The sequence below is a fragment of the Sodalis-like endosymbiont of Proechinophthirus fluctus genome (genome assembly GCF_001602625.1).
Taxonomy (GTDB): Bacteria; Pseudomonadota; Gammaproteobacteria; order Enterobacterales; family Enterobacteriaceae.
Genome location: NZ_LECR01000024.1, coordinates 11,532 through 12,115, shown reverse-complemented (window position 1 = coordinate 12,115; position 584 = coordinate 11,532). Strand labels below are relative to the sequence as shown.

1 pseudogene is annotated in these 584 nt (G+C 55.1%); it reads left to right on the top strand.

Annotated elements, in window-relative coordinates:
• A pseudogene (locus BG74_RS16270) lies at nucleotides 1-584 on the top strand ([protein-PII] uridylyltransferase family protein); the annotation flags it as partial.

The window sequence follows — 584 nt, the reverse complement described above, 5'->3', positions numbered from 1 at the left end:
CCCCGGCGGGTATACTGTATGAGGTAGATGCCAGGTTGCGCCCCTCTCCCCTCTAGCGCTACCGGTATGCTGGTCAGTAAGCTTTCGGCATTCGAGGATTATCAGCTTAATGAAGCCTGGACCTGGGAGCATCAGGCGCTGGTGTATGCGCGGATGGTTTATGGTACATCGGCCCTGCAAGAGGGGTTTAATGCTATTCGCCACCGGGTTGCTGTGCAGCGGTCGTGATCCTGCTACGCTACGTCGCGAGGTTAGTGAAATGCGCGCCAAGATGCGGCAACATTTGGCCAGTAAGCAATCTGACGTTTTCGATATCAAAACGGACGAAGATGGTATACAGATATTGAATTTTTAGCGCATTATCTGGTGTTGCGCCACGCTGCCGAAAAGCTAGAATTGACGCGCTGGTCGGATAATGTGCGTATCTTCGAGCTGCTGTGCCCCAGCATGGGATTATTGACGGCGGTGATGCCTGTGAGCTGCGTGCTAGTTATACGATGCTGCGCGATACGCTTCATTACCTGGCGCTGCAGGCTCTGTCCGGTCGGGTGCTGGTAGCGCAGTTCGTCCGCGAGCGCGCCTTG